This is a genomic window from Pseudomonas sp. NDM (genome assembly GCF_003105095.1).
GTDB classification, from domain to species: Bacteria; Pseudomonadota; Gammaproteobacteria; order Pseudomonadales; family Pseudomonadaceae; genus Aquipseudomonas; species Aquipseudomonas moraviensis_A.
The window spans coordinates 1-25,538 of sequence record NZ_QETJ01000069.1; the positions used below are offsets into that span (position 1 = coordinate 1).

Consider the following 25,538-nt stretch of genomic DNA (forward strand, 5'->3'; position numbering starts at 1 on the left):
GTAGGAGGGAGCCTGCTCGCGATGAGGCCAGCACATTCAGCATCTATGCTGACTGACCCACCGCCATCGCGAGCAGGCTCACTCCTACACAGTGGCCACGCAACTACCCGATCGGTTTCAAATGACCCAAGCACTCATCGAACTTTCCGACCTGGGCTTCAACTGGCCCGGTCACCCGACGCTGCTGGACATCCCGGCGTTTCGTCTGGAAGCCGGCGAAACCCTGTTTCTCAAAGGCCCCAGCGGCAGCGGCAAGACCACCCTGCTCGGCCTGCTTGGCGGGGTGCAGAAGCCCAATTGCGGCAGCATTCGCCTGCTCGGCCAGGAGCTGACCGAACTCTCCGCCGGCAAGCGCGATACGTTTCGTGTCGATCACACTGGCTACATTTTCCAGCAATTCAATCTGCTGCCGTTTCTCTCGGTGCGCGAGAACGTCGAGTTGCCGTGTCACTTCTCGAAACTGCGCGCGCAACGAGCGAAACAGCGCCACGGCAGCGTCGATCAAGCCGCCGCCACGTTGCTTGCCCACTTGGGTCTGAAAGACCAAAGCCTGCTCAGTCGCCGCGCCGATTCATTGTCCATCGGCCAGCAACAACGGGTCGCTGCCGCCCGCGCATTGATTGGCCAACCGGAACTGGTGATCGCCGACGAACCGACCTCGGCGCTGGATTACGACGCCCGCGAGAACTTCATTCGCCTGCTGTTCGCCGAATGCCGCGAGGCCGGATCGAGTCTGTTGTTCGTCAGCCACGACCAGAGCCTGGCGCCGCTGTTCGACCGTCACCTGTCCCTGGCCGAGCTTAACCGCGCCGCCACGTCTGCCGAGGTCTGAGATGTATCTGTTTCGTCTGGCCATGGCCAGCCTGGCCAACCGCCGTTTCACTGCCCTGCTCACCGCTTTCGCCATTGCTCTTTCGGTGTGCCTGCTGCTCGCCGTCGAGCGCGTACGCACCGAAGCCAAAGCCAGTTTCGCCAGCACCATCAGCGGCACTGACCTGATCGTCGGCGCCCGCTCCGGCTCGGTCAATCTGCTGTTGTATTCGGTGTTTCGCATCGGCAATGCGACCAACAACATTCGTTGGGACAGCTTCGAACATTTCGCCAGCAACCCGAAAGTGAAGTGGGCGATCCCCATGTCCCTCGGCGATTCCCATCGCGGCTATCGCGTGATGGGCACCACCGAAGCCTATTTCGAGCACTACCAGTACGGGCGCCAGCAACATCTGGCGCTGGCAGACGGACGTGCGTTTGCCAATGATCCTTTCGAAGTGGTGCTCGGCGCCGAAGTCGCCGAAGCGCTGCATTACAAGCTCGGCGACAAACTGGTACTGGCCCACGGCGTGGCGGCGATCAGCCTGGTCAAGCACGACGACAAACCGTTCACCGTGGTCGGCATCCTCCAGCGCACCGGCACCCCGGTAGACCGCACGCTGCACATCAGCCTCGGCGGCATGGAGGCGATTCACATCGACTGGCACAACGGCGTGCCGGCGCGCGGCAACGGGCGGATCAGCGCCGATCAGGCACGCAATATGGACCTGACGCCGCAAGCGATCACCGCGTTCATGCTCGGTCTCAACAGCAAGATTTCCACCTTCGCGCTGCAACGCGAGATCAACGAATACCGCGGCGAGCCGATGCTGGCGATCCTGCCGGGCGTGGCCTTGCAGGAATTGTGGAGCCTGATGAGCACGGCCGAAAAGGCCCTGTTCGTGGTTTCGCTGTTTGTTGTGCTGACCGGGTTGATCGGCATGCTCACGGCGATTCTCACCAGCCTCAATGAGCGTCGCCGCGAGATGGCGATTCTGCGCTCGGTAGGCGCGCGACCGTGGCACATCGCAAGCCTTTTGGTGCTGGAAGCCTTTGCGTTGGCGCTGACCGGGGTGATCGCCGGGCTGGCGTTGTTGTACATCGGCATCGCCGCTGCGCAAGGCTACGTGCAGGCCAACTACGGCTTGTACCTGCCACTGGCGTGGCCGAGCGAGTATGAATGGACGCTGCTCGGTGGCATTCTGGCGGCCGCGCTGCTGATGGGCAGCGTGCCGGCCTGGCGCGCGTATCGCCAATCCCTGGCCGATGGCCTGTCGATCCGTTTATGAGGATGTTCACCATGCCCCGCGCCCTGCTTGCGCTGCTGATGCTGGTCGCCCTGCCCGTGTGGGCCGCGGCGCCGAAAGACCTGACCTGGTCGGAAATGATCCCTTCGGACGCTGCGCCGGAAGTGCCGAACATGACGCCGTTGCATGACCTGTCGAAGATGGGCGACGCACTCTCCGCCGAATCCGCGCCGGCGGCCAAGCAGGACATGCCGAACGCACCGGTGGTGAAGAGCCTCGACGGGCAGAACATTCGCCTGCCGGGTTACATCGTGCCACTGGAAGTCAGCGAAGAGGGACGCACCACGGACTTCTTGCTGGTGCCGTATTTCGGCGCCTGCATCCACGTACCGCCACCGCCGTCGAACCAGATCGTTCATGTGAAAAGCGAGCTGGGGGTGAAGCTCGATGAGCTGTATCAGCCGTACTGGGTTGAAGGACCGTTGCAGGTGAAAGCCTCGAGCAGTGAACTGGCCGATGCCGGGTATCAGATGGAGGCGGAGAAGATTTATGCGTATGAGCTACCGGAGTAGACTCCGGTAGATTTCAAGATCAAAAGATCGCAGCCTTCGGCAGCTCCTACATGGGATCGCATTTCAACTGTGGGAGCTGCCGAAGGCTGCGATCTTTTTGGGGGTATGACGGTTTCATTGAGCTGAGTCAAAACACCGTATCAGACGGCTTCGTACCCTTGGACATCGAATATTTTCATGTCTTTCGGAGCCCCCATGAACAAGTCCTTGCTCAGCGCCTCGCTGTTTGCCCTTGCGCTCGCAGCCCCGCTCGCCCACGCCCACGAGGCGGGTGACATTCTCGTGCGCGCCGGCGCGATCACCGTCAACCCGAAGGCCGACAGCTCCAGCGTCAAGGTCGATCAGGGCCCGCTGAGCGGCACCAATCTGGGCGGCAAGGCGACCATGAGCAGCGACACCCAACTGGGTCTGAACTTCGCCTACATGCTCACCAATAACATCGGCATCGAACTGCTGGCAGCCACGCCGTTCGAGCATGACGTCAAGCTCAAGGGCACCGCATTGCCCGCCGCCAATGGCAAGCTCGGCACCCTGAAACACCTGCCGCCGACCCTTAGCGTCGTCTACTACCCACTGGATTCGAAATCGGCGTTCCAGCCCTATGTCGGCGGCGGCATCAACTACACCTGGATCTACGACGAACACGTCGGCAGCGAAGCCAGCGCCAACGGCTTCAGCAACTTCAAGGCGAAAAATTCCTGGGGCCTGGCCTGGCAGGTCGGCGCCGACTACATGATCACCGACAACATCATGCTCAACGCCCAGGTGCGCTACATCGATATCGACACCCGCGCGACCGTCGAGAACAACGCCGTCGCACCCGGCACCCGTGCACGGGTGAATGTGGACGTCGATCCATTCATCTACATGGTTGGTTTGGGCTATAAGTTCTAAGCTGACTTTGACCGAACGTTCACGTGGTGGTGAATGAGGCTTGGTGGCGGGCAGGCACAGAACTGACGACGACCGTACGCAGTCGATCGGGGGATAAGATTCCCTCGTCACAGGGATAGCGATATTCCGGCCGTGAAAAAGGCGCCTGTTGCAGGGCGCCTTTTTCATTTGGTGCTGAGTCGTGTGGGGGTTCGAGATCGGGGCCCCTCACCCCAGCCCTCTCCCGAGGGAGAGGGAGCCGATTTGTGTGTTGTTCAAAAACTGAGTTCGGCTCGGTATTTCAGGTCGGCGTATTTCGCCCAGTCACCCTGGTCAGTCCCCTCTCCCTTTGGGAGAGGGTTAGGGTGAGGGCTTTATCAGGCACGCCCGAGCAGCCGCGCCAAGCCCACACTCATCGGCGTCTGCGGCGGCATTTCAAAGCGCTGCAGCAAGCGTCGGTTATCCGCCCGTGAATGGCGGATATCACCCGAACGTGCCGGCCCGTAACTCACGGGCGGCAGCTCGCCGACTACCGATTTCAACGCTTCGAGCATCTGCTTGAGGCTCATCGCCTGATTCCAGCCAACGTTGACCGCGCCTTCCTGCACTTCGGGCTTTTCAATCGCCTGCACCAGCAAATCGACCAGATCGCCGACATACAGGAAATCGCGGGTCTGCTCGCCATCGCCAAACACGGTGATCGGCAAACCTTTGGAGGCGCGTTCGCTGAAGATGCTGATCACCCCGGAGTACGGCGAGGACGGATCCTGGCGTGGGCCGAAGATGTTGAAGAAGCGAAAAATCGCCGGTTCCAGGCCATGCTGGCGACGATAAAAATCGAAGTACTGCTCACCGGCCAGTTTGTCCGACGCATACGGCGTCAGCGGGGCTTTCGGGGTGTCTTCGTCGATCGACTCGCCTTCGCCATTGTTGCCGTACACCGCCGCGCTGGAGGCGTACACCACACGCTTGACCCTGGCCAGACGCATGGCTTCGCAGACATTCAGGGTGCCGATGAAATTGCTCTGGTGGGTTTTCACCGGATCGTCCACCGAGGCCTGCACCGAGGCCACGGCAGCCAGATGCGCAACAGCGCTGCAGCCCTGCATGGCGCGGGCCACCGATGCGGCATCGGCAACGTCACCAACCAGCAATTCGACCTTGGGATTGTCCAGCGGCAGGTTGCTGCGTTTGCCGGTCGACAGGTCGTCGAGCACGCGCACCGAATAGCCCTTGGCGAGCAGGGCATCGGTCAGGTGCGAGCCGATGAATCCGGCTCCGCCAGTGATTAAAACCGTTCCTTCAGCCATGTCGGTAGAACCTGTCCAGTAAGCCCGGGAGGGCGGCACGCCAGGCGCGCGGCTTGATCCCGAAAGTGTGGAGAATTTTCTTGCAGGCCAGTACTGCATGTTGTGGCTCTTCGGCAGCATCCGGGCGCGCGGCGTGTGCCTGCGCAGTCGGTGCTTCGATGGCCAGCGCGTGCAGGCTGCGTGCTTCGGTGAGAATCGCCTGGCCCAGCGCCAGCGGCGTGGTCGCTTCGTGGCCGGCGTAATGGTAAGTGCCCCACAGCGGCGCGGCGCAGTCGAGTTGCTTGAGTACGGAAATGATCACCCGCGCCGCGTCATCGACCGGCGTGGGGTTGCCGCGACGGTCATCGGCCAGCAGCAATTCTTCGGGTTTTTCCGCGCGGGCGAGAAAGCGTCCGAGAGTGCCGTCCGGGCTGTCGTCGAGCAGCCAGCCAAAGCGCAGCAGCACATGTTGCGGGCAGGTCGCACGCACGCTCTGTTCAATGCGCCACAAGGCCTGACCGCGCAGGCCCAGCGGCACCGGTTCGTCTTTTTCGCTGTAGGCCGTGGCCCGCGAGCCGTCGAATACCCGATAGCTCGACGGCTGCACGAGGACAATGTTGTGGTGCTGGCACAGTTCGGCCAGACGCTCGATGGCGCGTTCCTGGCCGGTCATGCGGCTTTCGCTGACGCTTTCGGCCTGGAACCAGTCGAAATAGTAGGCGAGGTTGATCAACGCATCGGGACGGGTGTCGTCGAGCAGTTGTGTGAGGCTCGCGGCATCCCAGCCGTTTTCGGGCGGGCGGGGGGCGAGGAAACCGATGTCTTCTTCCGCACCGAGGCGAATCAGCGCCTGCCCAAGGGCATTTCCGCCGCCCAGTAACATAAGGCGCATTCGCATAGAGTCAGCAGGCCCAGTCTGATTGGAACGATGGCTTTGACGACGGCACGCGTGGCGCCGTGGTCGATCATTGCCGGAATCGTTGCATTTTGCGGGTTTAGTGCGCAACCGTCACCCGTAAAGTGTAGATGCCGGGATTTGTATCGCCCCCACTGGTGCTATTGCGAGCAGGCTCACTCCTAGAGGGGACCGCATTCCAAGGTGGGAGCGAGCCTGCTCGCGAAGGGGTCCGAACGGTACTTGCATCTTCCCGCCCTCGCCCGCATAACTTCTGTCATGAATCTGCCCCTCCCCGCCAACAGCGCTCTGGCAGGCTTTCACCCCGCCGTCAGCGCCTGGTTCAACAAGACTTTCCCGGCGGTCACCGCCGCTCAGGCCCGTGCGTGGCCGTTGATCCAGCAGCGCCGGTCGACGCTGATCGCGGCGCCCACCGGCTCGGGGAAAACCCTGACCGCGTTTCTCGCCGTGCTCGATGAGCTTGTGCACCGCGGCCTCGAACACCCCGACGGCCTGCCCGCCGAAACCCTGGTGGTCTATGTCTCGCCGCTGAAAGCGCTGTCCAACGACATCCAGATCAACCTGCAGAATCCGCTGGCCGGCATTACCGCGCAATTGCGCGAACTGGGCCTGCCCGAGCTGACGATCACCACCGCCGTACGCACCGGCGACACGCCGCAAAAAGATCGCGCCGCCATGCGCAAGAACGCACCGCACATTCTGGTCACCACGCCGGAATCGCTGTACGTGCTGCTCGGTTCGGAATCCGGGCGCAAGATGCTCGGCACCACGCGCACGGTGATCATCGACGAAATCCATGCCATGGCCGCCGGCAAGCGCGGCAGTCATCTGTCCTTGAGCCTGGAGCGTTTGCAAGCACTCTGCGCCGGGCCGCTGACCCGGATCGGCCTGTCCGCCACGCAGAAACCGGTGGAGGCGGTGGCGCAGTTTCTGGTCGGTCACGAACGCCCCTGCGAAATCGTCGACATCGGCCACGCCCGCCCACGAGACCTGGGCATCGAGGTGCCACCGGTGCCGTTGTCGGCGGTGATGGCCACCGATGTCTGGGGACTGGTGTATGACCGCCTCGCCGAACTCGCTCGCGAGCACCGCACCACGCTGATTTTCGTCAACACCCGACGCCTCGCCGAGCGCCTCAGCCGGCATCTGAGCGAACGCCTCGGCAAGCAGGCCGTGGCGGCGCACCACGGCAGCCTCGCCAAGGAGTTTCGCCTCGACGCCGAACAGCGCCTCAAGCGCGGTGAGTTGCAGGTACTGATCGCCACCGCGTCGCTGGAGCTGGGCATCGATATCGGCGAAGTCGACCTGGTCTGCCAGATCAGCTCGCCGCGTTCGATTGCCGCGTTTCTGCAACGGGTTGGCCGCTCTGGCCACCAGGTCGGCGGCACACCCAAGGGCCGTCTGTTCGCCACCACCCGCGACGACCTGATCGAGTGCGCCGCTCTTCTCGACTGCGTGCGCCGGGGCGAGCTCGATACGCTGCACATCCCGGAAAAACCGCTCGACGTGCTGGCGCAGCAGATCATTGCCGAAGTCAGTTGCCAGGAATGGTCGGAGGACGCCTTGTTGGCGATGTTCCGTCGCGCCTGGCCTTACCGTGATGTCGACGAAAAGCACTATCAGGCCCTGCTGAGCATGCTCGCCGAAGGGTACAACGGCCGTCAGGGCATCCGTAGCGCATACCTGCATCGCGACGTCGTCAATCGCACTTTGCGCGGCCGGCGCGGCGCGCAACTGACCGCCGTGACCAGTGGCGGCACCATCCCGGACAACGCCGACTACAGCGTGCTGCTCGAACCGCAGGGCTTGAGCATCGGCAGCGTCAACGAAGATTTCGCCGTGGAAAGTATCGCTGGCGACGTGTTCCAGCTCGGCAATACTTCGTACCGCATCCTGCGGGTGGAGAGCGGCAAGGTCCGCGTCGAGGATGCGCAGGGCATGCCACCGACCATTCCGTTCTGGCTCGGCGAAGCCCCGGGGCGCAGCGATGAATTGTCGGCCGCCGTCGCGCGCCTGCAAGGGCATCTGGATGAGCTGCTCAGCGCCAGCCCCGGTAATCTGCAACCGGCGCTCGACTGGCTGACCACGACACTTGGCCTCAACCTCGCCAGCGCCGAGCAACTGGTCGAATATCTCGCTCGCGCCCGGCAAACCCTCGGCGCCCTGCCCTCGCAGGACACGCTGTTGATGGAGCGGTTTTTCGACGAGTCCGGCGGCACCCAACTGATCATCCATACGCCGTTCGGCAGCCGCATCAACCGCGCCTGGGGCCTGGCCCTGCGCAAGCGTTTCTGCCGCACCTTCAACTTCGAGTTGCAGGCCGCCGCCAGCGAAGACGCGATCGTGCTGTCGCTGTCCACCAGTCACAGCTTCGAGCTCGATGAAGTCTGGCGTTATCTGCACAGTAATAGCGCCGAACACACGCTCATTCAGGCCGTGCTCGATGCGCCGTTATTCGGCGTGCGCTGGCGCTGGAATGCCGGGGTGGCGCTGGCGCTGCCGCGCTTTACCGGCGGACGCAAAGTCGCCCCGCAGCTGCAACGGATGAAAAGCGAAGACCTGATCGCCAGCGTGTTTCCCGACCAGATCGCCTGCCTGGAAAACCTCGCCGGCGAGCGCGAAGTCCCCGAGCATCCGCTGGTGGAACAGACCCTCGACGATTGCCTGCACGAAGCGATGGACAGCGAAGGCTGGCTGACCCTGCTGCGGCGCATGGAGCGTGGCGAGGTGCGGCTGATCAGCCGCGACCTGCCGGCACCGTCGCCGCTGGCGGCGGAAATCCTCAGCGCCCGGCCGTACACGTTTCTTGATGACGCGCCGCTGGAAGAGCGGCGCACGCAAGCGGTGATCAACCGGCGCTGGAGCGATCCGCAATCGACCGATGACCTCGGCGCGCTGGACGCCGATGCGATCACGGCGGTGCGCGAAGAAGCCTGGCCGTCGCCCGATTCCATGGATGAAATGCACGAAGCACTGATGAGCCTTGCCTGCATCAGTGACGCCGAAGCGCAAGCCAACACGGCTTGGCTGGATTGGTTGCAAGCGCTGATGGCCAGCGGCCGCGCCTGCCTGCTGCGGATCGACGCCGAGCATCAGCTATGGCTGGCCCGCGAACGTTTGAGTTGTCTGCAGGCACTTTATCCACAGGCGACGTTGGCGAGCGCAGCAGTGGCGCTACCCGGATTCGACGAGGCGTGGACATTCGATGAGGCGCTGGTCGAAGTGATCCGCGCCCGCCTCGGTGCCTTTGGGCCGACCCCTTTGTCAACCATTGCCGAGCCGCTCGCCCTGCCCGCCGCGCAAGTGAGTCAGGCCCTCGCCCGACTGGAGCGTGAAGGTTACGTCTTGCGCGGGCAGTTCACGCCGAAAAGCGCGATTGAAGAATGGTGCGAACGCCATCTGCTCGCGCGCATCCATCGCTACACGGTCAAGCGCCTGCGTCGGGAAATCGAACCGGTGGCGTTGCAGGACTTCACGCGCTTTCTATTCGACTGGCAGCATTTGTCACCGACCACCCAAGGTCAGGGCAGCGCAGTGTTGCCAGCGATTGTCGGCCAGTTCGAAGGTTACCCGGCGGCAGCTTCGGCGTGGGACAGCGACATCCTGCCGGCACGCCTCAAGGACTATTCGCCGAGCTGGCTGGATGAGCTGTGCCGCAACGGCAAACTGGTGTGGACGCGTATCAGCGCGCGACAGAAAGTCAGCGGCTCGGCATTGCGCAGCACGCCGATTGTCCTGCTGCCGCGCAGTCAGGTGGGTTTGTGGAGTGCGCTGGCTGAGCAAACCCCAGTGAGTGAGTTATCGCTGAAAACGCAGAAAGTCTTCGAGGCGCTGAGTCAGCATGGCGCGCTGTTTTTTGATGAGCTGATTAATGAAGCGCGCCTGCTGCGCAGCGAGCTGGAAATCGCCCTGCAGGAACTGGTCGCCGCCGGGCTGGTGAATGCCGACAGCTTCGCCGGTCTGCGCGCGCTGATCACCCCGGCGAGCAAGCGCCAGCAGCGCAGTAGCCGACGCGGGCGCGGCGCATTTATCGGCGGAATGGACGATGCCGGGCGCTGGGCGTTGCTGCGCCGTGGTTCGTCAGCAGACACAGCCGAGACGCTCGAACATGTGGCAATGACCCTGCTGCGCCGCTACGGCGTGGTGTTCTGGCGCTTGCTGGAACGGGAAGCAGACTGGCTGCCGAGCTGGCGGGAATTGCTGCGCACCTTCCATCGACTGGAGGCGCGGGGCGAGATTCGTGGCGGGCGCTTTGTCAGTGGTCTGGCGGGCGAGCAATTCGCGCTGCCGGAGGCGATTCCCCTATTGCGCGAAGTGCGCCGGCGCCCGCATGACGGCAGTCTGGTGGCGGTATGTGGAGTTGATCCGCTGAACCTGGCGGGGACACTGTTGCCCGGGGTGAAAGTGCCGGCGCTGGTGAGTAATCGGCTGGTGTATCGCGATGGCGTGCCCGTGGCGGCTGTGATTGCCGGCAAACAGCAGATCTGGGTGGAACTGGACCAAGTGGCCATGGAGCAGATAGGCCGGAAGTTGATCCGGCATTGAGGGTGTCTGTTGTAGTGCCATCGCGAGCAGGCTCACTCCTACATTCTGGAATGCATTCCCCTGTAGGAGTGAGCCTGCTCGCGATGAGGCCGGGACATTCAACGCAGAGCTCAGATCAGGTCCGCGACTCCTGCGGCACCTCAGCCGCCACCACCGCCCCCTCCTCCTGCCGCTTCGGCAAAAAGACCTGCTGTGGATAAGTCTGCGCAAAATGCACATTTGCAGTGTTATCCACAAGCTTCTTCAAGCGCTGGTTGAACGCCCGGCTCACCGCATATTGCCCACCGGATACCGTGCGAAATTGCGCCGTCAGTACCACGCCGTTGAGATCCATCCTGTCCACCCCGAACACATCCAGCGGCCCTTGCAGGTTGTACTTGAGGAACGGGTCTTCGCGGATCGAATCGCCGGCCTCGCGGATCAGCTCGATGGCCTTGTCGACGTCGGTGTCGTAAGTGAACTGCACCGAGAAAAACGCGAAGGCAAACTGGCGTGATTGGTTGGTCACAGCCTTGATCTGACCGAATGGCACCGAGTGCACAAAACCCTTGCCGTCACGCAGGCGCAGGGTGCGGATGGTCAAGCCTTCCACAGTGCCGGCATGGCCGGAATCCAGCACCACCCAGTCGCCAATCGACAGGGTGTCTTCGATGATGATAAACAGCCCGGTGATCACATCCTGCACCAGTTGCTGCGAACCGAAACCGATCGCCAGACCGACCACACCGGCACCAGCCAGAAGCGGCGCGACGTTGATGCCAAGATTGGCCATGGTAGTGATCGCGCAGATCACCACGAGGATGATTTTGATCGCATTGCGCAACAACGGCAGGATGGTTTTCACCCGCGTGCTCGGCTGGCGTGCCGCGCGTTTGCTGACCGGCGGTTTCAGCGCTTCCTGAATCGCCGTGTCGAGCACGACCCACAGCAACCACGTCACCAGGAAGATCAGGCCGATACTGCTCAAGGCATTGCTGATCGCCCGGCCCACCGTGCTGCTCTGGGCGAAATCGAGCAATGACACGCCCCAGATCCGCCCGAGAATATCGATGAACACAATCGCCATGACGATACGCAGCAACGCGTGCAACAGGCTGAGAAAGCGTTCCTTGTAGGCACTGCTGCGCTGGAGCGCCTCGGCCTTGCGCGACTTGAACAGGTGCTGCAACACGGTGCTGAGAAATACTGTGGCGATCAGCAGCACGGTGGTGAACAAGGCGCAGCGCAGGGCTTTCTGATTGTCCTCGCCGATGCCGATCAGACTGACCGCCGAGACCAGCACCATCAGCACGATCGGCCAGTACCACAACCCGGAAAATATCCGCAGCGACTCTTGCAGCGACGGTTGTTTCAAACGCTGGGCCAACGGGCGATTGCGGATCAGATGCGCCACCGGCCGGCGCAGGCGGATCACCAGCAAACCGAAAATCACCGAGGCGATCAGCCCGGTGAACACGGCGATACTGCTGGTGATATTGCCGCCCAGTTGCCGGGCGATCTGCGGGCTGGTCAGGGCATCACTGAGAGCAGCGAGAAAACCGATCAGGAACAGCGGTCGCGGACAGTATTCACGGATGATTCGCGCGGCGGTGCGTTTGTGGCCGACGTTGAACATCACCACGACGCACAACAACATCGACGTGGAAAAGATACCGCTGCTGGTGGCGTAGGCCAGACACAGCGCCAGCGCGCGCCCCACCGAACCTTGAAGAAAATGGCTGACATACAGCGTCAGCGGCAGGCAGATCAGTGCCGGCACGGTGTACGGCAGCACATAGCCGAGCAGGTCCTGACTGCGCTGGCGAGTGCGCAACCAGCGCCCCTCGCGCAGACGCTTGGCCAGCAGACTGCCAAGCACGGTCAACAGGGCGAAACTGCCCAGCCACACACCCGACAGCGTGAGGAAATCCCCGGCCACGCTCCAGCCCGAACGGTTCGACGGCTGCTTGACCAGCCGATCGACCTCATCCGCCGCGCGGTCGGCACGCAGGCGCCAGGCATCAACCAGATGTTCATTGAGGTCGAGTTTTTCCTGCACGTCGTCAATGCTCGAACTGATCGCCCCGAGCAGACCGCCCTGCACCAGCGGTTCCGGTTCGGCGGGCTTTTCCGCCGTTTCAGCGGGAGCCGGAACGCCCGGCAGCGCGGCGGCCTGCGATGTGTTGAAGCCGAAGCACAACAGCGCTCCCAGCAGAATGGCGATCCTGAAATTGCGCAAAACTCCGATCTCCCGTGGCTGAACAACCTGTAAGGAACTGATCGGTAATTGCGCGGCAAGTTCAAGAGCCCCCTCACCCCAGCCCTCTCCCCCAGGAGAGGGAGCCGACCGAGTTGCCTGATCCATCTCACCGACCTGCACGTCCCGAGTCGGACTCAAGTCCTGAAGACCATGAAGATCTGCTCCCTTCACAGTCGTACGCGATTTCAGGAGACATGAAGATCTGCTCCCTTCCCCCTCGCCACCTTGGGGGAGAGGGTTGGGGTGAGGGGGTGAGCTCTTGATCCTCGCTTCACCCGCGACCGTCCGTAACACCACCGAAACTTTCCCGCCCCCGGCGCAGTCATCACAGAACATCGGCAACACGAGGACTTTCTACGGGAGGATGGGATGGCGACGATTCACATCGGTATTTCAGGCTGGCGCTACGCCCCGTGGCGCGGGGATTTCTACCCGAAGGGACTGGCGCAGAAGCGCGAATTGCAGTTCGCCTCCCGCGCGGTCAACAGCATTGAAATCAATGGATCGTTCTACGCCCTGCAACGACCCGAACGTTACGCCCAATGGTACGCCGAAACGCCCGATGACTTCGTATTCAGCGTCAAGGCGCCGCGCTTCATCACCCACGTGCGCCGCCTGCGCGACATCGAAAAGCCGCTGGCGAATTTCTTTGCCTCAGGCGTGCTGGAGCTGAAGGAAAAACTCGGGCCGATCCTTTGGCAGTTTCCGCCCAACTTCAAATTCGACGCCGAGCGCTTCGACCAGTTTCTTGCGCAACTGCCCCACGATACCCAAGCCGCAGCCGCCCTCGCCCGCCAGCACGATTCGCATCTGCCCGGCCATGCCAGCGTCAAGGCCTGGCGCAAGAAACCGCTGCGCCATGCGGTGGAAATCCGTCATGAAAGTTTCATCGACCCGCAATTCGTGCGCCTGCTCAAACGCTACAACACCGCACTGGTCATTGCCGACACCGCCGGCAAATGGCCGTACCGCGAAGACCTCACCAGCGACTTCGTCTATCTGCGCCTGCACGGTGCTGAAGAGCTCTACGCCAGCGGCTATTCCGAACAAGCACTCAAGCGCTGGGCCGAGCGCATCGACGCCTGGCATCACGGCAAACAGCCGGAGGACGCACATCTGATAGCCCCACGCCTGAAACCCCGCGCACGCAAATCCCGTGAAGTGTTCTGCTACTTTGACAACGACATCAAAGTCCGCGCGCCCTACGACGCCCGCAATCTGTTGCAGCGCTTCGACCTCGACAAAGACCTCGCCACAACTCCCGGGCAAGTCGCCGCTGAAGGAGTTCTGTCATGAGCATTCCCGAACCGGTCGGTTTTACCGACGAAGGCTCCGTGGTCTCACCCTCGGTGCGAACGTTCACTGTCCTGACGGTCAATACCCACAAGGGCTTCACCGCGCTGAACCGGCGCTTCATCCTTCCGGAGTTGCGTGAAGCGGTGCGCAGCGTCGCCGCCGACGTGGTGTTTCTGCAGGAAGTCCACGGCACTCACGAGCAGCATCCGAAACGCTACGACAACTGGCCGACGATGCCGCAATACGAATTCCTCGCCGACAGCCTCTGGCCGCAGTTCGCCTACGGGCGCAACGCGGTGTACCCGGCGGGCGACCACGGCAATGCACTGCTGTCGAAATTTCAGATCATCCGCCACGACAACCTCGACGTATCGATCAGCGGCCATGAAAACCGTGGCCTGCTGCATTGCGTGCTGCGCCTGCCCGGAGACGGCACCGAGGTGCATGCGATCTGCGTGCATCTGGGCCTGCGCGAAAGCCATCGCAATGCACAACTGGATCTGCTGCTGCAACGTCTCGCCGAATTGCCCGCCGATGCGCCGGTGATTGTCGCCGGCGACTTCAATGACTGGCGTCAGCGCGCCGATGCGCAGCTCAAGCCCTGTGGCCTGCGCGAAGTATTCGCCGAACACCACGGCAAACCGGCGCGCAGCTTTCCCGCGCGACTGCCAGCGCTGCGGCTCGACCGCATCTACGTGCGCAACCTCAAGGCCAGCCTGCCGAAAGTCTTGACCAACCGGCCCTGGTCACATCTTTCCGACCACGCACCGTTATCGGTGGAGATTGAACTATGAACAGTGCGCCACTGGAAAAATCCGCCGTCGAACCGGTCACGCTGAACCCGCCGGTGCGCGAGCCCGGCCACGTTGACGTCGAGTATCAATGGCACAGCAATAACCGCGTAGAACTGCTGGAAAACGGCGAGGAATATTTCCCCCGTGTGTTCGAAGCGATGCGCGCGGCCAAGAGCGAAATTCTGCTGGAGACCTTCATCGTCTTCGAAGACAAGGTCGGCGCCGAGTTGCAGCAGATCCTCATCGAAGCCGCCCAGCGTGGCGTGCGCACCACGGTCAGCCTCGACGGCTTCGGCTGCGGCGAGCTGAGCACCGGCTATCTGTCGGCATTGAGCGATGCCGGCGTGCATCTGCAGATCTTCGATCCAGCGCCCAAGCACCTGGGCATCCGCACCAACTGGTTTCGCCGTTTGCACCGCAAGATCGTGGTGGTCGACGGTTTGATCGCGTTCATTGGCGGGATCAATTTTTCCGGCGATCATTTGGCCGATTTCGGCCCTGAAGCCAAGCAGGATTATTCGGTGGAGATCCAGGGCCCGGTGGTCGCCGATATCCATCACTTCGCCCTGCTGCAAAGCGGTCGTCCGGGACGCGCGCGGTTTTGGTGGCAGCGTCGGCGCCAGCGTCTGGCGGAAATGGCTTTCACCGATCACGACGGCCAGGTACGGCTGGTGTTCCGCGATAACGATCAACACAACACCGATATCGAAGACGTCTATCTGCAGGTGCTGCGCAAGGCCAAGCGCCGGGTGATCATCGCCAATGCCTACTTCTTCCCCGGCTACCGTTTGCTGCGCGAAATCCGCAATGCCGCCCGCCGAGGCGTCGATGTGCGACTGATCCTGCAGGGCCAGCCAGACATGCTCGTCGCGAAACTGGCAGCGCGCATGACCTACGATTATCTGCTGCGCGCCGGCGTGCAGATTCATGAATATTGCCAACGCCCGCTGCACGGCAAAGTCGCGCTCGTCGACGATGACTGGAGCACCGTGGGCTCGAGCAATCTCGACCCGCTGAGCCTGTCGCTGAATCTGGAAGCCAACGTGCTGATCCGCGACCGCGCCTTCAATCAGCACCTGTACGAACGCCTCGAAGACCTCAGCCAGAACCACTGCAAGGCGATGGACGCCAAGCTGTTGCCGCGTGGACGGATCTGGCACATGACTGTGGGTTTTCTGGTGTTCCACTTCCTGCGGCACTTCCCGGCCATGGCCGGTTGGCTGCCGGCGCATAAACCGCGTCTGAAGCCTTTCCGAGGTGCGCGTCCATGAGTCATTCCGAAGTCCATTCCGATAGCCATTCGGCACCCGCGGCGCCGTCGAAATGGAGCCGCTGGAAACGTCCGCTGACCCTCCTGTTTTTCCTCGCGCTGATCGTCCTGCTGACAATGTTCGCCACGCGCATCGAATGGGCCGAGGTGCTGGAAACCCTCGCCGATTTCAAGGTGCGCACGCTGATCATCGCCGCCAGCCTGACCCTGCTGAGCTTTCTGGTGTACGCCAGTTTCGACCTGATCGGCCGCACCTACATTCGTCAGGACCTGACGTGGAAGCAGATCCTGCCGGTGGGCATCATCAGCTACGCCTTCAATCTCAACCTCAGCGCCTGGGTCGGCGGCATCGCCATGCGTTATCGGCTGTATTCGCGGCTCGGCGTAAGCAAGGGCAACATCGCCAAGATCCTCGGCCTGAGCCTGGCGACCAACTGGTTCGGCTACATGACCATCGCCGGTGTGGTCTTCAGCAGCGGTCTGGTGCGCATGCCGCCAGGCTGGAAACTCAGCAGTGACGCGCTGCAACTGGTGGGTGTGTTGTTGCTGTTGGTCAGTGCCGGGTACCTGGCGGCGTGTCAGTTTTCCAAGCGCCGCGAGTGGTCGATACGCGGCGTGGAAATCAACCTGCCGTCGCTGCGCATGGCGGTCCTGCAATTGCTGTTGGGCGCCTTGAACTGGTCGCTGATGGCGGCGGTGATCTTCACCTTGCTGCCGAGCAAACTGGATTATCCGCTGGTGCTGGGCGTGCTGTTGATCAGCGCGATCGCCGGGGTCATCACGCACATTCCAGCAGGGCTGGGCGTCCTTGAAGCGGTGTTTGTCGCGCTGCTGCAGCACGAAGCGTCGCGCGGCAGTCTGGTGGCGGGATTGCTGGCGTATCGGGCGATTTATTTTCTGTTGCCGCTGCTGATTACGGTGGTGATGTATCTGGTGGTGGAGGCCAAGGCCAAGGCGCTGCGGATCGAGAAAAAACCGTCCTGAGAGAGTTGTTGAATGGGAAATTGCAATCGCGAGCAGGCTCACTCCTACAGGGGGAACGCATTCCAAATGTAGGAGTGAGCCTGCTCGCGATAGCGTCCGCAAGACCACCGAAAATCATCTGGATTGGATAATGCTCAACCGCTCCCCCACCACCATCTCGGTAATCCAGTCCACCAGGATCGACGTGTAGGCCTGCTGCGACACCGGATCACTCAATGCGTGATCGGCGCCATCGATGATCCGGTGAGTCAACGAGTGAGTCTGCTGACACGCTGCGCGGTAACTCATGATCGTCGCGTGAGGTACGAAGTCGTCGGTTTCCGACTCCACCAGCAGCACGTCACCGGTGAATTGCGAACAGGCGTGCAAGGCGCGATTGCTGTCGGCACGCACCAGCGTATTGCGATAATCGCGCAGATCGGCCTTGTCCAGATCGCGCTTGGGCGTGTGCCACTGTTCATCGCGGTACAGCGCCGGCACGCGCAGCGCCAGCCAGCGCACCGGGCGCAATGAGGTCAGGATCGAAGCCAGATAACCGCCATAACTGGTGCCGACCACGGCGATCGCCGAGGTGTCGAGGGCCGGGTGCGCCAGCAGGCGATCATAGGCTGCCAGCAAATCACGCAGATTATCCTCACGGGTCACGCGGGTCAGCGGAATGCCGGTGCCGCCGGTATGCCCGCGCAGGTCGAAGGTCAGGCATACGCAACCCAGGCCCGCAATGCCTTTGGCCCGTTCCAGATCGCGCTCCTGACTGCCGCCCCAACCGTGAACAAACAACACCCCCGGGACTTTCGATTTGGGACTGAGAAAAGTCCCGCTCATCTGTTCGTCATCGATGTCGATTTGAATGCTTTCGCTTCTAGCCGTCATAGGATTGGACCGTCACATATTTGAGAAGAAACGCGCTGTTTTCCGCCGGGCCGCGATAGACCTCGATGGCGTCCGCCGGCAGCGCCTGATCGATATAGGTTTCCACCGACGACACGCGGATGGCGCGCATCTGTGGATCGTTGACGAAGCTTTGCAGCGCGGCCACTTCGGCACTGCTGGCGCCGCCCATGCGCCAGGATTGTTCGAGCACGCCGCTGCGCTGGTTGCCGTCGGCGTCCAGGCCTTGGGCGATATCGTAATTGCGCCGCGAGGCGAAGAAGCGTGGGTAGGCTTCGTCAGCTGCGCTGTCGAACACCTGAGCCTGTTCGATGGCCAGGCGCACATCATCGGGCAGATCCAGCGCGAGCAATTGGTCATAGCCGCCCTGCACCACCAGCAGGTTCGAACCGCCGTAGACCTCTTCGCCATGACCGTCCTCGGTCAAGTATTGATCACCGCAGTAACTCAAGACCTTGCCGCCGATAAACGACTGGCCGACGCTATGGGTGACCACGTTGCGCAAGTCCTGCTCCAGCACTACGCCGTCACTGAACAAACTTTGTGCTTCGGGGCGCGCGAGGATTTCATCGAACGCGTCGAGGCTCTTGATCACTTCCTGGCCGCGACCGGCGCACGCGTGAATCGGTTTCAAGCGAATCGGCCCGGCGTACAGCAGATGCTCGGCGGCGGGCCGCGCATCTTCCAGGGCGAATACGCTGAGACCATCAAGTACGACGTTGCGCACCCGCTCCGAGAACAGCGGCGACCAGCCCTGCGGCGCCTGCGCCAGATGGCTGCGCAGGCCGTGGCTGATGGCTTTGGTGCAGATGAAATCGTATTCGACGTAGCCGCCCCACAAGTCATCAGGGCCTTTGATGCCCAGCGCTTGAGCATGGGCGGCGCCGACGATGGTTTGCGTCGGCAGCAGGTACAGTTCGCGGCCTGAATGTTTCGCCGGATCGTAACTGCCGCCGAATTTGCAGCCGAGAATCTGCGCCAGCCAGCGCGCCAGGGCCTTGTTGGTCTCGACTTCATGTTGCGGCGCCTCGGCACGCACCGAATGGGCCACGACGATTTTCTTGCTGGGTGTCGGGGTCATGCGTTCCCCTTTTCATCAGTCGATGGGTTCACTCACGGAAATTGCAGAGATCAGGCCAATCATCGATCTCAACAAACCGCCCGGTTATCGGGTGTTTGCCGCCGAAGTGCTGGCATCGCGCCTGTTTCAAACTGCACGACAGCGGGTAAAACTCCGGCAAATTGCACGATCCCGCGCCTCAGCCCATTCCCCTGTAGGAGTGAGCCTGCTCGCGATAGCCGTGGATCAGTCACCATTCGTGTTGAATGAGATACCGCTATCGCGAGCAGGCTCACTCCTACAGTAGTTCATCGTTGCCTGGGCTATCGCGTCAGGCCGAACCTTGTGCGGTAATCACTTGGCCCCAGCCCGGTGATCTTCTTGAAGATCGCGCGAAACGCGCCTGGATCCTGATAGCCCACCGTCCAGGCTATGTGATCGATCGTGCCATTGGTGAATTCAAGCATTTCCCGCGCCTTGCCCACCCGCAGGTGCTGGCAATACTCGGTCGGTTTCAAGCCTGTCGCGGCGCGGAATCGGCGTAGAAACGTGCGCTCTTCCAGTCCCGCGCGCTCGGCCATCGCCGCCAGCGAAACCTCCGTCGCCCCGGTGCTTTGCAGCCAGTGCTGGACCTTGAGAATGGCCGCGTCGCCATGACTGAGGATCGGTGCGAAATTGCTTCCGCATTCACTGGCGCTGTCGCTGTGTTCCATCACCAGAAAACGCGCGGTTGCGGTGGCGATGCTCGGGCCGAGCAAGCGATCGACCAGACGCAATCCCAGTTCCGACCAGGCCATCAGCCCGGCCGTGGTGATCAGGTCGCCGTCGTCGACAATCGGCGTGTCGGCCTTCAGTTTGATGAGCGGATAACGCTCGGCGAACGCCTGGGCCGAGGTCCAGTGGGTGGTGGCGCTGCGCCCGTCGAGCAAGCCGCTTTCGGCCAGCATCAACGAGCCTACGCAGACGCCACCGAGGGTTGCGCCGCGTGCATGCTGATCGCGCAGCCATTGCGTCAGGCTCGCGGTCATCTGCGCTGCATCGAACCCGCCGAGGGACGGCGGAATCAGCACGGCAAGCAAAGCGTCTTCGGTACCCGGATGACTGTCATAGACCCGCGCCGGCAACTGCTCGCCTGCAACCTCCCAGTGACTGACCCGCAGCACGGGCAACCGCGCAGCCTGATGCTCGGCGGCGATACGGTTGGCCACCGCGAACAGATCGGTCAGACCGTGCACCGCCGCCAGTTGCGCGCCGGGGTAAATCAGCACGCCCAGCTCAGCGGTGGCGGCTCTTTGTGCAGCCATTGTCAGTTTTCCCCCGTCTATTGTCGGTGCGGCCAATCCTCGAATCCTCGGCCAGCGTCAATACTGAGGCCACACCCAATCACCGTCTCGAGGACAATCCCATGGCCAAGCAAGCGCTCATCGTAGTCGATATCCAGAACGACTACTTCCCCCAAGGCAAGTGGCCGCTGGTCGGCGCCGACGCCGCTGCCGACAACGCCGCGCGGCTGATCGCAGCCTTTCGCGAAGCGGGCGATTCCGTGGTGCACATTCGTCACGAATTCACCTCCGACGATGCACCGTTTTTCACTCCCGGCTCTGAGGGCGCCGAACTGCATCCGAAGGTGCGCAACCGCGCCAACGAGCCGGTGGTACTCAAGCACTTCGTCAACTCCTTCCGCGAAACCGAACTGAAATCGGTGCTCGACGAACAAGGCATCACCGACCTGGTGGTGATCGGCAGCATGAGCCATATGTGCATCGATGGCATCACCCGCGCGGCGGCGGACATGGGTTACGACGTCACGGTGATACACGATGCCTGCGCCAGCCGTGATCTCGAATTCAATGGCCTGACGGTGCCGGCCGCCCAAGTGCACGCAGCCTTCATGTCGGCGCTGAGTTTCGCCTACGCCACTGTCGTTTCGACTGACCAATTCCTGCACAGCAACGCCTAGCAACAACTGCACAACCCAAAGGCCCGCCGCGTTGCGGGCCTTTTTGCGTCTGTCATGAAAATCTCACGCGTGAGTCATTGATGGCACTTTGCATTGGTTGTAGTGTGGCCCACGCGTGAGATGCTCATAACCGGATTCCAGCCATGACAAGCCGCACTCCGACGCCTGCCGCAGCCAGCCCCAGAGGCGAGCGTGCCAAGACGTCAGCGAAAAAACCCTCGAGCTTCTACATGAAGCAGATGCGCGCAGGCCTGGCCGCCGCCGGTTATGTGAAACACGAGACTTGGGTGCTTCCGGAAAACCGAAGCTTGCTCAAGCAAATGGAGCAACAGCTACGCCAACCGATCCTGGCTGGCTCTTTCATGTCGGAGAAATACATGAGCGCAGGCAACAACTGGACCATCGATAGCCTCTTCAATGCCCTCAAGGCGCTGGACGAGGTGGCTTCGCAAGAGATCACGCTGTCGCTGATCCAGAGCTCCGAGCCGAGCATCAAGCTGGAAATGAACGAATTCGGCGGCCTGCCGATTCACATCGCCCTGGCCGGCCAGCAGATCATCGTCGACACCGTGCTGGTGGACATCGACTCGATCAGCAACGTCCAGGCGTTCAACGATGCCGTGCTGCGCAGCCGCGAGATGTTCCCGCTGTCGTCGATCGGTATCGAGTCGATGCCCAACGGGCAGACCGTCTACAACATGTTCGGCGCCCTCAGCGCGGATTCGAGCCTGACCAATGTGGTCACCGAGGTGAAAACCCTGGTCGACAACGTGCAGCGCGCCAGCGAAGCCTTCGAACACTTCTTCAAGTAATCAACAGGGAATATCCAATGACTCAGTCCATCTGGAGCAAGTTGTTCACCGCGCTGCGCGGCGGCGCCAACGAAGTCGGCGAAGCCATCGCCGATCAGCAGGCGCTGCGCATCCTCGATCAGGAAATCCGCGACGCCGACAGCGCGCTGTCGAACGCCCGCCGCGAACTGGTGACGATCATGGCCAAACACAAACTGGCCGCCGACCGCGTCAGCGAGTACGACGCCAAGATCAAGGATCTTGAAGCCAAGGCCGTTGCCGCACTGAATGCCGGCCGCGAAGACCTGGCACTGGAAGTGGCCGAAGCGATTTCGACCCTGACCAACGACCTCGCTGCCGAGAAGAAGCTCAGCGATGAATTCGGCGCCTACGCCGACAACATGCGCAAAGACATCAGCAAAGCCGAATCGCGGATCAAGGGCCTGCGCCAGCAAGTCGACATGGCCAAGGCGCGCGACAGCGTGCAAAAGGCCCAGGTCAGCGCAGCCATTGCCAGCGGCGGCGCCAACGGCAAACTCGAGACCGCCGTCGGCACCCTGAATCGCCTGCAAGCCAAGCAGCAGCAACGCGCTGCCGAACTGAGCGCAGCGGACGAACTGGCCGACGCCTCCAGCGGCAACGACCTGGAACGCAAGCTGCGCGACGCCGGCATCACGCCGAACGAAGGCAGCGCCAACGCGATTCTTGAGCGGCTGAAGCAGAAGTCCGCGCAGTAAGCTGTTGCGCAACCCTTTGTAGGAGTGAGCCTGCTCGCGATGGGGCCAAAACATTCAACTTCAGTGTTGACTAACCCGCCGCCATCGCGAGCAGGCTCACTCCTACATTGTTTGCGCTGAGCTATTGCCCCTGCTCGTACACCCCTGCGCCCGGTACACTACCGCCACTTTTTCAACCCCGAACACCTCCACCCGCTTCAAGGAACGTACCCATGGGATGGTTTAAAGACTTGCTCGGCACCAGCACCTGGCAGACCGCTGCGCCAACCACCACCGGCGCCAGCGGCCCTCTCGGCATGGCGCAAGGCAAAGGCGTGCGCTTTGACACGACCCTGGCGCTGCTGCTGGAAGGCTCGACGTCGGTGCGGGTGCCGTTCGATCAAGCGGTGTGGAGCGCCGGCTGGGTCGATCTCGGCCAGTCCAACAAATTGCACCGCTATTACATGAACGACGAGGATTTCTGGGTACAGATCCACGTCACCGGTGAAGACCAGATCGAGTCGGTCACCCTTTTCAACTACCTCAGCTATGTGACGGTCAACAGCGACGCCGAACTGCAGCGTCTGGCCGGCCCCAACAGTCTGATCGGCCTGCCGACCTACACCCGTGACGGTGTCGAATACACGCGCGAATGGGGCACCGAGCTGCAGCAGACCGAACTGGTGCCAATGACCGAACACGTGGTCAACCCGGACGAGTCCTACACCATCAAGCACCACGCGATGCTGTATGCCCGCGACACCGGCCTGACCGATCGCCGCGAACTGCTGTTGTTCTCCGTCGAACAGGATGAAGAAGGCACCGTCAGCCTGAGCACCTCGCTGGGCATCTCGCTGTACACGACTGATTTGAGCGCCATCTAAAAAGGAAGTTTTTCATGCTGGAAGTGTTGGCCGTTTCCCTGAACAAAACCGCGCTGGTCGGTTTTGTCGTCTACCTGATCGGCGCCGTGTTGCTGTTCATGCTGTTTCAATTCGTCTACACGCGCATCACCGCGCACAAGGAATTCGAGCTGATCCGCGCCGGCAATACTGCCGCCGCCATTGCCCTGTCCGGCGCAATCATCGGCTTCGCCATTCCCGCGAGCAACGTGATTGCCTACTCGGTCAACGTGCTCGACTTCGTGCTCTGGGCGGTTATCGCTGCCGTTGTGCAATTGTTGGCGTTCGTGGCTACCGGGCTGGTGCTCAAGGGCACGTCCCAGCGCATCGCCAACGGCGAAGTGGCGGCCGGCATTTATGTGGCTGCCGTGGCGATCAGCGTCGGCATGCTCAATGCCGCGTGCATGACCCCGTCCCACTGACCGGCAGGAAGCCTCTCGATGAAACGCAGCAAATACGTGCAGTTGTCCCTCGCCGCGTCAGTGGCGATGGCCATTTCCGGTGAAGCGGCAGCAGTGGATCAGCCGCGCAGTTTTCAGAGCGTTGAACAGTGCGTTGACGCCGAAGTGGCCGCCGACGTCTGCTCCAGCGCCTACGTCGCCGCCCTTGGCGAACACCGACGCATCGCCCCGGCCTACGACGACAAGACCCAATGCGACGCAGACTTTGCCGCTGGCTGGTGTCAGAAAAATTCCGATGGCCGCTTCGTCCCCAGACTCGGCGGTTTCAAGGTGCCGCAGAAGGGTGAAGAGCCGCAAAATCTGGATGCCATTGCCGATGCGCAAATGCCGGCGGGCGACACCACCAGCAGCAGCGCAAGTCACGGCGGCTCGCACTCTTCCGGCGGTTCAGGTGGCGGCGGCAATGGCTGGCTGAGCGGTTGGCTGATCGGCAACGCAATGAGCAACAATGCCGATCGCAGCGTTTACCGTGACCGTGAAACGCGCCAGCCGTACAACACCTCAACGCAGTACCGCAAAGCTGAAACTACCACGCGCAGCCAGCCGGATTACGAAAGCAGCAAGAGCAAACCGGTGAACGTTGCTGCCTCGACCTCGCGCGGCGGCTTCGGTAGCCAGTCCAGCGCCCGCAGCGGCTGGGGTGGCTGGGGCAGCAGTTCCGGACGCTCGAGCAGCTGACATGAAAAAGATCCACTGCGCCGAGCGCCCCGACTGGAAGCACACCGCCGAAAGCCTCGGTTTCCTGTTCCACACCATCGACGACGAACCGTACTGGGACGAAAGCGCCTACTACCAGTTCAGCCTCGCGCAGATCGAGAACGATCTTGAAGACCCGACCACCGAACTGCATGAGATGTGCATGGATCTGGTTGAGCGCGTGGTAAACAGCGAGGCGTTGCTCGATCGCTTGAGCATTCCGGCGGCGTACTACGACATGATCCGCACCTCCTGGCGCGAAGGTCATCCGCATCTGTACGGTCGCATGGACTTTTCCTACAGCGGCAGCGGCCCGGCGAAACTGCTGGAGCTCAACTACGACACGCCGACCAGCCTTTACGAAGCGGCGGCATTTCAGTGGGGCTGGCTGGAGCAGTGCATCGAGCGCGGCACGCTGCCACCGCATGCCGACCAGTTCAACAGCATCGACACCAGGCTGCACCAGGCTTTCGCCGAACTGCAGTTGAAGCGGCCGTTCTACTTCGCTTCGATGAAGGATTCGGTCGAGGACAAAGGCACCACTGACTACCTGCGGTTGATCGCGGAAAAGGTCGGCATCGAATCACGCCACATCGATATCGAAGACATCGGCCTGACGGCTGAAGGCCGGTTCGTCGATCTGCAGGATCGCTGGATCCCGCACCTGTTCAAGCTGCACGCCTGGGAATTCATCTTCCATGAACCGTTCGGCACAGCGATCGCCGAGTGCGACACGCAGTTTTTCGAACCGGCGTGGAAGGCGATTCTGTCGAACAAAGGTGTGCTGCCGTTGCTGTGGGAACTGCACAAGGGTCATCCGAATCTGCTCGCCGCGCACCTCGATCCGAATCCGCAGAGCGCCGTGCCGAAAGGCTGGGTGCGCAAGCCGTACTTTTCCCGTGAAGGCGCCAACATCGAGCTGCAAACGGCCCAGGGTCTGATCGTCAAAGAGGATGGGCCGTACACCGATGCGCCGTTCATCCTGCAGGAGTTCGCGCCGCTGCCGAAGTTTGGCGACAGCTACACGCTGATCGGTTCGTGGGTGATTGGTGACGAGGCGGCGGGAATTGGTGTGCGCGAGGACAACAGTCTGATCACCAAGGACTCCAGCCGCTTCCTGCCGCACCTGATCCTCGACTGAAACGATTCCCCATGTAGGAGCTGACGAGTGCAACGAGGCTGCGATCTTTTGACGTTGCTTTTAAAGATCAAAAGATCGCAGCCTC

Annotated in this window: 22 protein-coding genes; 16 read left to right on the forward strand and 6 right to left on the reverse strand. The window is 61.9% G+C overall.

All coding sequences use genetic code 11. The annotated features are described in order from the left end of the window. The first annotated feature begins 121 nt into the window (after window positions 1–121). The 4 genes from DCO47_RS15450 to DCO47_RS15465 all read left to right on the forward strand — a co-directional run bounded on the left by DCO47_RS15450 (window position 122) and on the right by DCO47_RS15465 (window position 3,523). Window positions 122–832 (forward strand): ABC transporter ATP-binding protein, encoded by a 711-nt coding sequence (locus tag DCO47_RS15450; RefSeq protein ID WP_116658401.1) that lies wholly within the window; start codon window positions 122–124, stop codon window positions 830–832. Between the two features lies 1 nt (window position 833). Beyond that, on the forward strand, window positions 834–2,099 hold the full coding sequence (locus tag DCO47_RS15455; RefSeq protein ID WP_083353661.1) for an ABC transporter permease: 1,266 nt from the start codon (window positions 834–836) through the stop codon (window positions 2,097–2,099). Between the two features lie 11 nt (window positions 2,100–2,110). After that, the gene (locus DCO47_RS15460) at window positions 2,111–2,629 is read left to right on the forward strand and encodes a DUF3299 domain-containing protein (protein ID WP_064364147.1); all 519 of its coding nucleotides are present in this window, start codon (window positions 2,111–2,113) and stop codon (window positions 2,627–2,629) included. A 195-nt stretch (window positions 2,630–2,824) separates the two neighbouring features. After that, the gene (locus tag DCO47_RS15465) at window positions 2,825–3,523 is read left to right on the forward strand and encodes an OmpW family protein (RefSeq protein WP_016772968.1); all 699 of its coding nucleotides are present in this window, start codon (window positions 2,825–2,827) and stop codon (window positions 3,521–3,523) included. A gap of 356 nt (window positions 3,524–3,879) precedes the next feature. Here DCO47_RS15465 and DCO47_RS15470 read toward each other — a convergent pair whose 3' ends face one another. Together DCO47_RS15470 and DCO47_RS15475 are read right to left on the reverse strand one after the other, a co-directional pair. After that, window positions 3,880–4,812 carry an NAD-dependent epimerase/dehydratase family protein gene (locus DCO47_RS15470; RefSeq protein WP_064364004.1) on the reverse strand — a complete coding sequence of 311 codons (933 nt, stop codon included), beginning with the start codon at window positions 4,810–4,812 and terminating at the stop codon, window positions 3,880–3,882. Beyond that, window positions 4,805–5,689: a sugar nucleotide-binding protein gene (locus DCO47_RS15475; RefSeq protein ID WP_042610634.1), complete on the reverse strand. Its 885-nt coding sequence runs from the start codon at window positions 5,687–5,689 to the stop codon at window positions 4,805–4,807. The genes DCO47_RS15470 and DCO47_RS15475 overlap by 8 nt, the downstream gene beginning before the upstream one ends. A gap of 276 nt (window positions 5,690–5,965) precedes the next feature. On the opposite strand from DCO47_RS15475, the gene DCO47_RS15480 reads away from it, so the two are divergent. Continuing rightward, window positions 5,966–10,252 carry a DEAD/DEAH box helicase gene (locus DCO47_RS15480; RefSeq protein WP_116658402.1) on the forward strand — a complete coding sequence of 1,429 codons (4,287 nt, stop codon included), beginning with the start codon at window positions 5,966–5,968 and terminating at the stop codon, window positions 10,250–10,252. A 115-nt stretch (window positions 10,253–10,367) separates the two neighbouring features. Here DCO47_RS15480 and DCO47_RS15485 read toward each other — a convergent pair whose 3' ends face one another. Continuing rightward, window positions 10,368–12,470 (reverse strand): mechanosensitive ion channel family protein, encoded by a 2,103-nt coding sequence (locus tag DCO47_RS15485; protein WP_116658403.1) that lies wholly within the window; start codon window positions 12,468–12,470, stop codon window positions 10,368–10,370. Between the two features lie 390 nt (window positions 12,471–12,860). On the opposite strand from DCO47_RS15485, the gene DCO47_RS15490 reads away from it, so the two are divergent. The 4 genes from DCO47_RS15490 to DCO47_RS15505 are packed head-to-tail and all read left to right on the forward strand — an operon-like array spanning window position 12,861 to window position 16,835. After that, complete coding sequence (locus DCO47_RS15490; RefSeq protein ID WP_116658404.1) at window positions 12,861–13,787, forward strand: DUF72 domain-containing protein; 927 nt, start codon at window positions 12,861–12,863, stop codon at window positions 13,785–13,787. Continuing rightward, on the forward strand, window positions 13,784–14,581 hold the full coding sequence (locus DCO47_RS15495; protein ID WP_083353666.1) for an endonuclease/exonuclease/phosphatase family protein: 798 nt from the start codon (window positions 13,784–13,786) through the stop codon (window positions 14,579–14,581). The genes DCO47_RS15490 and DCO47_RS15495 overlap by 4 nt, the downstream gene beginning before the upstream one ends. After that, window positions 14,578–15,852 carry a cardiolipin synthase ClsB gene (clsB, locus tag DCO47_RS15500; protein WP_042610639.1) on the forward strand — a complete coding sequence of 425 codons (1,275 nt, stop codon included), beginning with the start codon at window positions 14,578–14,580 and terminating at the stop codon, window positions 15,850–15,852. The genes DCO47_RS15495 and clsB overlap by 4 nt, the downstream gene beginning before the upstream one ends. Further along, window positions 15,849–16,835 carry a lysylphosphatidylglycerol synthase domain-containing protein gene (locus DCO47_RS15505; RefSeq protein WP_042610640.1) on the forward strand — a complete coding sequence of 329 codons (987 nt, stop codon included), beginning with the start codon at window positions 15,849–15,851 and terminating at the stop codon, window positions 16,833–16,835. Before clsB ends, DCO47_RS15505 begins: the two co-directional genes overlap by 4 nt. Window positions 16,836–16,949: 114 nt before the next feature. On the opposite strand, the gene DCO47_RS15510 is transcribed toward DCO47_RS15505, so the two are convergent. The 3 genes from DCO47_RS15510 to DCO47_RS15525 form a co-directional block, all read right to left on the reverse strand. After that, a complete protein-coding gene (locus DCO47_RS15510) occupies window positions 16,950–17,708 on the reverse strand; it encodes a S9 family peptidase (RefSeq protein ID WP_042610641.1) in 759 nt (252 codons plus the stop codon). Continuing rightward, window positions 17,698–18,807 (reverse strand): DUF3182 family protein, encoded by a 1,110-nt coding sequence (locus DCO47_RS15515; protein ID WP_116658405.1) that lies wholly within the window; start codon window positions 18,805–18,807, stop codon window positions 17,698–17,700. Before DCO47_RS15515 ends, DCO47_RS15510 begins: the two co-directional genes overlap by 11 nt. Window positions 18,808–19,109: 302 nt before the next feature. Continuing rightward, window positions 19,110–20,090 carry a GlxA family transcriptional regulator gene (locus DCO47_RS15525; protein WP_116658406.1) on the reverse strand — a complete coding sequence of 327 codons (981 nt, stop codon included), beginning with the start codon at window positions 20,088–20,090 and terminating at the stop codon, window positions 19,110–19,112. Between the two features lie 101 nt (window positions 20,091–20,191). On the opposite strand from DCO47_RS15525, the gene DCO47_RS15530 reads away from it, so the two are divergent. From DCO47_RS15530 to DCO47_RS15560, 7 genes are all read left to right on the forward strand, one after another. After that, window positions 20,192–20,746 (forward strand): cysteine hydrolase family protein, encoded by a 555-nt coding sequence (locus DCO47_RS15530; RefSeq protein ID WP_065615578.1) that lies wholly within the window; start codon window positions 20,192–20,194, stop codon window positions 20,744–20,746. A 230-nt stretch (window positions 20,747–20,976) separates the two neighbouring features. Beyond that, window positions 20,977–21,558: a YjfI family protein gene (locus DCO47_RS15535; protein WP_227973166.1), complete on the forward strand. Its 582-nt coding sequence runs from the start codon at window positions 20,977–20,979 to the stop codon at window positions 21,556–21,558. 17 nt (window positions 21,559–21,575) lie between these two features. Beyond that, window positions 21,576–22,274: a PspA/IM30 family protein gene (locus DCO47_RS15540; RefSeq protein ID WP_116658408.1), complete on the forward strand. Its 699-nt coding sequence runs from the start codon at window positions 21,576–21,578 to the stop codon at window positions 22,272–22,274. A 212-nt stretch (window positions 22,275–22,486) separates the two neighbouring features. Beyond that, window positions 22,487–23,137, forward strand: a complete 651-nt coding sequence (locus DCO47_RS15545; protein WP_042610647.1) for a DUF2491 family protein — start codon at window positions 22,487–22,489, stop codon at window positions 23,135–23,137. Between the two features lie 14 nt (window positions 23,138–23,151). Then, on the forward strand, window positions 23,152–23,577 hold the full coding sequence (locus tag DCO47_RS15550; protein WP_016772952.1) for a DUF350 domain-containing protein: 426 nt from the start codon (window positions 23,152–23,154) through the stop codon (window positions 23,575–23,577). 18 nt (window positions 23,578–23,595) lie between these two features. Continuing rightward, a complete protein-coding gene (locus tag DCO47_RS15555; RefSeq protein ID WP_064363995.1) occupies window positions 23,596–24,294 on the forward strand; it encodes a DUF1190 domain-containing protein in 699 nt (232 codons plus the stop codon). 1 nt (window position 24,295) lies between these two features. Continuing rightward, window positions 24,296–25,453, forward strand: a complete 1,158-nt coding sequence (locus tag DCO47_RS15560) for a glutathionylspermidine synthase family protein (protein ID WP_116658409.1) — start codon at window positions 24,296–24,298, stop codon at window positions 25,451–25,453. Window positions 25,454–25,538: the final 85 nt, after the last annotated feature.

Bases quoted from the DNA above. Each gene is read 5' to 3' on its own strand.
- DCO47_RS15455 (WP_083353661.1), top strand. From the start codon at position 834: ATGTATCTGTTTCGTCTGGCCATGGCCAGCCTGGCCAACCGCCGTTTC.
- DCO47_RS15515 (WP_116658405.1), bottom strand. From the start codon at position 18,807: ATGACCCCGACACCCAGCAAGAAAATCGTCGTGGCCCATTCGGTGCGT.
- DCO47_RS15470 (WP_064364004.1), bottom strand. From the start codon at position 4,812: ATGGCTGAAGGAACGGTTTTAATCACTGGCGGAGCCGGATTCATCGGC.
- DCO47_RS15545 (WP_042610647.1), top strand. From the start codon at position 22,487: ATGGGATGGTTTAAAGACTTGCTCGGCACCAGCACCTGGCAGACCGCT.
- DCO47_RS15560 (WP_116658409.1), top strand. From the start codon at position 24,296: ATGAAAAAGATCCACTGCGCCGAGCGCCCCGACTGGAAGCACACCGCC.
- DCO47_RS15490 (WP_116658404.1), top strand. From the start codon at position 12,861: ATGGCGACGATTCACATCGGTATTTCAGGCTGGCGCTACGCCCCGTGG.
- DCO47_RS15480 (WP_116658402.1), top strand. From the start codon at position 5,966: ATGAATCTGCCCCTCCCCGCCAACAGCGCTCTGGCAGGCTTTCACCCC.
- DCO47_RS15450 (WP_116658401.1), top strand. From the start codon at position 122: ATGACCCAAGCACTCATCGAACTTTCCGACCTGGGCTTCAACTGGCCC.
- DCO47_RS15475 (WP_042610634.1), bottom strand. From the start codon at position 5,689: ATGCGAATGCGCCTTATGTTACTGGGCGGCGGAAATGCCCTTGGGCAG.
- DCO47_RS15465 (WP_016772968.1), top strand. From the start codon at position 2,825: ATGAACAAGTCCTTGCTCAGCGCCTCGCTGTTTGCCCTTGCGCTCGCA.
- clsB (WP_042610639.1), top strand. From the start codon at position 14,578: ATGAACAGTGCGCCACTGGAAAAATCCGCCGTCGAACCGGTCACGCTG.
- DCO47_RS15535 (WP_227973166.1), top strand. From the start codon at position 20,977: ATGAAGCAGATGCGCGCAGGCCTGGCCGCCGCCGGTTATGTGAAACAC.
- DCO47_RS15550 (WP_016772952.1), top strand. From the start codon at position 23,152: ATGCTGGAAGTGTTGGCCGTTTCCCTGAACAAAACCGCGCTGGTCGGT.
- DCO47_RS15495 (WP_083353666.1), top strand. From the start codon at position 13,784: ATGAGCATTCCCGAACCGGTCGGTTTTACCGACGAAGGCTCCGTGGTC.
- DCO47_RS15525 (WP_116658406.1), bottom strand. From the start codon at position 20,090: ATGGCTGCACAAAGAGCCGCCACCGCTGAGCTGGGCGTGCTGATTTAC.
- DCO47_RS15530 (WP_065615578.1), top strand. From the start codon at position 20,192: ATGGCCAAGCAAGCGCTCATCGTAGTCGATATCCAGAACGACTACTTC.
- DCO47_RS15505 (WP_042610640.1), top strand. From the start codon at position 15,849: ATGAGTCATTCCGAAGTCCATTCCGATAGCCATTCGGCACCCGCGGCG.
- DCO47_RS15555 (WP_064363995.1), top strand. From the start codon at position 23,596: ATGAAACGCAGCAAATACGTGCAGTTGTCCCTCGCCGCGTCAGTGGCG.
- DCO47_RS15460 (WP_064364147.1), top strand. From the start codon at position 2,111: ATGCCCCGCGCCCTGCTTGCGCTGCTGATGCTGGTCGCCCTGCCCGTG.
- DCO47_RS15540 (WP_116658408.1), top strand. From the start codon at position 21,576: ATGACTCAGTCCATCTGGAGCAAGTTGTTCACCGCGCTGCGCGGCGGC.
- DCO47_RS15510 (WP_042610641.1), bottom strand. From the start codon at position 17,708: ATGACGGCTAGAAGCGAAAGCATTCAAATCGACATCGATGACGAACAG.